The organism is Mycobacterium sp. (assembly GCF_032162105.1).
GTDB lineage: Bacteria > Actinomycetota > Actinomycetes > Mycobacteriales > Mycobacteriaceae > Mycobacterium.
Map to the genome: position 1 here is coordinate 1 of NZ_JAVRPS010000316.1, position 3,588 is coordinate 3,588.

The 3,588-nt window shown below is 67.8% G+C and carries 3 protein-coding genes; 2 read left to right on the forward strand and 1 reads right to left on the reverse strand.

What is annotated here, in order from left to right; all coding sequences use genetic code 11:
- The coding region (locus QOC69_RS16345) for an acyl-CoA dehydrogenase family protein (RefSeq protein WP_526441343.1) at positions 1-1,031 on the reverse strand (1,031 nt) is incomplete at its 3' end.
- Positions 1,032-1,184: 153 nt separating this feature from the next.
- On the opposite strand from QOC69_RS16345, the gene QOC69_RS16350 reads away from it, so the two are divergent.
- Together QOC69_RS16350 and QOC69_RS16355 are read left to right on the forward strand one after the other, a co-directional pair.
- On the forward strand, positions 1,185-2,021 hold the full coding sequence (locus QOC69_RS16350; RefSeq protein WP_526441345.1) for a hypothetical protein: 837 nt from the start codon (positions 1,185-1,187) through the stop codon (positions 2,019-2,021).
- Entirely contained in the window at positions 2,008-3,564 is a 1,557-nt protein-coding gene (locus QOC69_RS16355) for an AMP-binding protein (protein ID WP_526441347.1), read from the forward strand. The genes QOC69_RS16350 and QOC69_RS16355 overlap by 14 nt, the downstream gene beginning before the upstream one ends.
- Positions 3,565-3,588: the final 24 nt, after the last annotated feature.

The window sequence follows — 3,588 nt, forward strand, 5'->3', positions numbered from 1 at the left end:
TCGTGTTCCCAGGTCACCCCGATCCCGCCGTGCATCTGGATGCAGTCCTGGATCAGCTCGGGGCATCGCTCGGCGACGTAGGCCTTGGCGATCCGGACGACTTCGCCGGCGTCGGGGGCACCGTCCTGGACTGCCCTGGTGGCATCGACGGTGATGGCGTGGGCGGACTCGAGCCACAGTTTCATGTCGGCGAAGCGGTGCTTGAGGGCCTGATAGGACGCCAGTGCGCGGCCGAACGACGAGCGGTCGAACGCGTATTGGACGGTGAAGTCGAAGACGCGGTCGGTCGCGCCAACGATCTCGGCGCACTGCAGTACCAGTGCGGTCTGCAGCTGCGCCTCGAACGACGGCGAGGCACCACCGAGGACGCCGACAACGGCGGAGGCAGGCACCCGGACACCCTCGAACTGGATCTCGGCGTGCCTGCGGACCAGATCGAGCCCGTGCAGGGGGGTGATCCGCAGGCCGGGCGCCGTCGATGGCACTAGGAACTGGGACATACCGTCGGGCCCGGTGGCGGTCACCAGGATCCAGTCGGCCTGCCCGCCGGTGTCCACCGGCCGCTTCACCCCGTCCAAGACGAACTCGGCGCCGTCGCGACGTGCCCGCAGTGTCGTTCCGTCCGGAGTGACCGATTGCCCCGGCTCCGCAACGCACCATGCGGCGACCGACTCCCCGGACAGCAGGCCCGGCAGGACTTGCGACGCGAGCTCATCGGAGGCATCGCGCGACAGGGTCTGTGCGACGACGTTTGTCGCGATCAGCGGCCCCGGGGACACCATCGCGCCCATCTCCTCGGCGATCAGGGCGAGGTCACGCAGCCCCGCGCCCGAAACGCTTCCTCCGCCTCGGCGCTCGTCGACGAGCAGCGAGGTCCAGCCGAGTTCGGCTCCGCGCTGCCACCACTCGCGGTCGAAACCGGCCGAGTTCTCGGCCAGCGCCCGAACCACGGTCAACGGGACGGTCGCGTTCAGGAACTTGCGGGTCGTGTCCCGCAACAACTCTTGGTCCGGGGTCAGATCAAGATCCACGGTCACCCTCCATTACCGTGACGACCCCGATGCGGATCGGATAACGGCATACTTGCAAAACTAGTATGACTAGTGTTCAAAACACAACACGTCCTCTGCATTTCACGGTGATGGTGTTGCCGCACCAGGGGGTCGGCAAGGAGGTATCGCAGCGTGGTCCGAGACATTCGCGAGGGTCCGGTCGAGGAATATTGGGATCGTCTGCGGGAGATGATGGGTCCCGATGGCCTGATCACCTACTGGTATCTCGGCCGGGCGTTCAACCAGACCGTGGACCCCGACACCGTGTGGCTGCGCCGCGACATGCGTAACGGCGCTGGAGGAATCATGGCGGCGCCGTTGGCGATCGCCGCGCCCGAAACCGGCGGTTGGCGCGATCGCGAGGTGATCCCCGCACCCGTCACCTACGGACTGCACATTCTCGACGACGCCCGCGACGTCGTCGAGATCCGGGTGTCCCGCAGCACTGTGCGCCGGGGCGCCAAGATGGGCTTCAGCCGGTCGCTGATCACCGATGCCAACGACTCCTCCCGAGTCATCGCCATCACCACCGGGGTCGGCGTCACCCTCGGCGACGCCCCCCAATCGTTTCGACCGGTGGACGTGCCCCCGCAGATGTCCGACACCGCCGACCTTCCCCCGCTGCACGTGGTATTCGGGGCACGGCGAAGTTCCGACGGCTGGCGACTGCCCGCCCTGACGTCGCGTCACGCCTCGACCTCGGCGTCGCTGCACCTAGGTCCAATCCACGTGGTGTTCGAAGCCGCCGCCATCGAGCTGGCCACCGTGCTGGCCCGGACCGACACCGTCCAAGTTCGCGACTGGGACGTCCACTTCGTCAGTCCCGGCCGCACCGGCCCCTTCCACGTTCGTACGGACGGATGGGCCGGGCCCGACGGGCGGGTGGTGGTCCGCTTCACCCTCGTCGACGAGGGCCGCGACGGCGTGGTGGTCGCGGCCGGCGCAGCGGCATTCCATGCCCCACGCTGACCAACCGCTCACATTGCCCGTCGCCATCTTGGCGGCAGCGAGCACCCGACCCGAACTCCCCGTGGTCTTCTGCAGTGCCGCACGCAACGAGACGGTTCAACTCGCCGACCTCGTCGACAGGGCGGCCCGCGGCGCGGCGGCCTTCAGCCACCTCGGCATGCAGCCTGGCGACTCTGTCGCGGTCCAGGTACCGAGCCGGATCGAAGGGGTCGTCGCGCAGGCGGCCGCGGTGCTCGCCGGGGCGGTACTGGTACCGGTGGTGCCCAGCTACGGCCCACGCGAACTGGGCTTCATCCTGCGGGAGTCGCGCGCCCGACTGCTCGTGACACCGGATCGGTTGGGCCGGCGGGACTACCTCGCCGACCTGCACCGCATCGGCGACTGTCCGGATCTGTTGTCGGTAGCCGTCATCGCGGACTCGGTACCGCACGGATACCTCGACTGGGCGCGTCTGGTGAACAGCAGTGAACCGTTGCGCACGCCAACGCCCGCCGCACCAGACGACGTCTGCCTGCTGAGCTACACCTCAGGGACAACCGGGCAGCCAAAGGGCGTGCAGCACACCCACACCACCCTGCTCGCGGAGCTGCGGACCCGCTTGACGGGCATCGCCGACGACAGCGTCATCCTGGCGGCGTTCCCGTCCGGCCACATCGCGGGCACCCTGGGGCTGTTGCGCATGCTGCTGCAGGGAATGCCACACGTGGTGATGGATGCTTGGGACGCCGCCACGGCAGCCCGACTCATCAACGAGTACGGGGTCACCGCAACGGGTGGCACACCGTTCTTCCTGACGACGCTGCTCGACCTCGCATCTGAGATCGACCTGTCCCCCCTGCGCGAGTACGGGGTCGGCGGCGCCAGCGTGCCGCCGAGCGGGATCGAGCGGGCCCACGAGCACGGAATCATGGCCTTCCGCGCCTACGGTTCGAGCGAGCATCCCTCGATCAGCGGGGGCTCGTCCGAGGATGCGCTGGCCAAACGGGCACACACCGACGGCCGGCTTCTCGAAGGCGTCGAAGTCCGGATCGTGGATGACGCACTGCAAGACCTGCCTGCCGGCAGTCACGGCGAGATCCTCAGCCGCGGCCCCGAATTGTTTGTGGGCTACCGGGATTCGGCACTGGACGCCGACGCGTTCCTGCCCGGCCGGTGGTTCCGCACCGGTGACATCGGCGTGCTCGACCCCGACGGCTACCTCACGATCACCGACCGCCGAAAAGACCTCATCATCCGGGGCGGAGAGAACCTGTCCTCGAAATTGATCGAGGACATCCTGGCCGAACACCAGGCGGTGGCCGAAGCCTCGGTCGTGGCTGCACCGGACCCTCTCTACGGGGAACGGGTATGCGCCTTCGTCGTGCTGCAGCCCGCAGCCACGCTGTCGCTCACCGACATCCGCGCGCATTTCTCCGTCGCAGGGACTGCACGACACCTGACACCGGAACGCCTCGAGATCGTTGACGACCTACCTCGGACAGCCACCGGCAAGGTGCGTAAGGACGAACTCCGAGAACGCCTCAACTCCAGGCGATCGACTTGAGTTCGGTGAACTCCTCGATCCCGT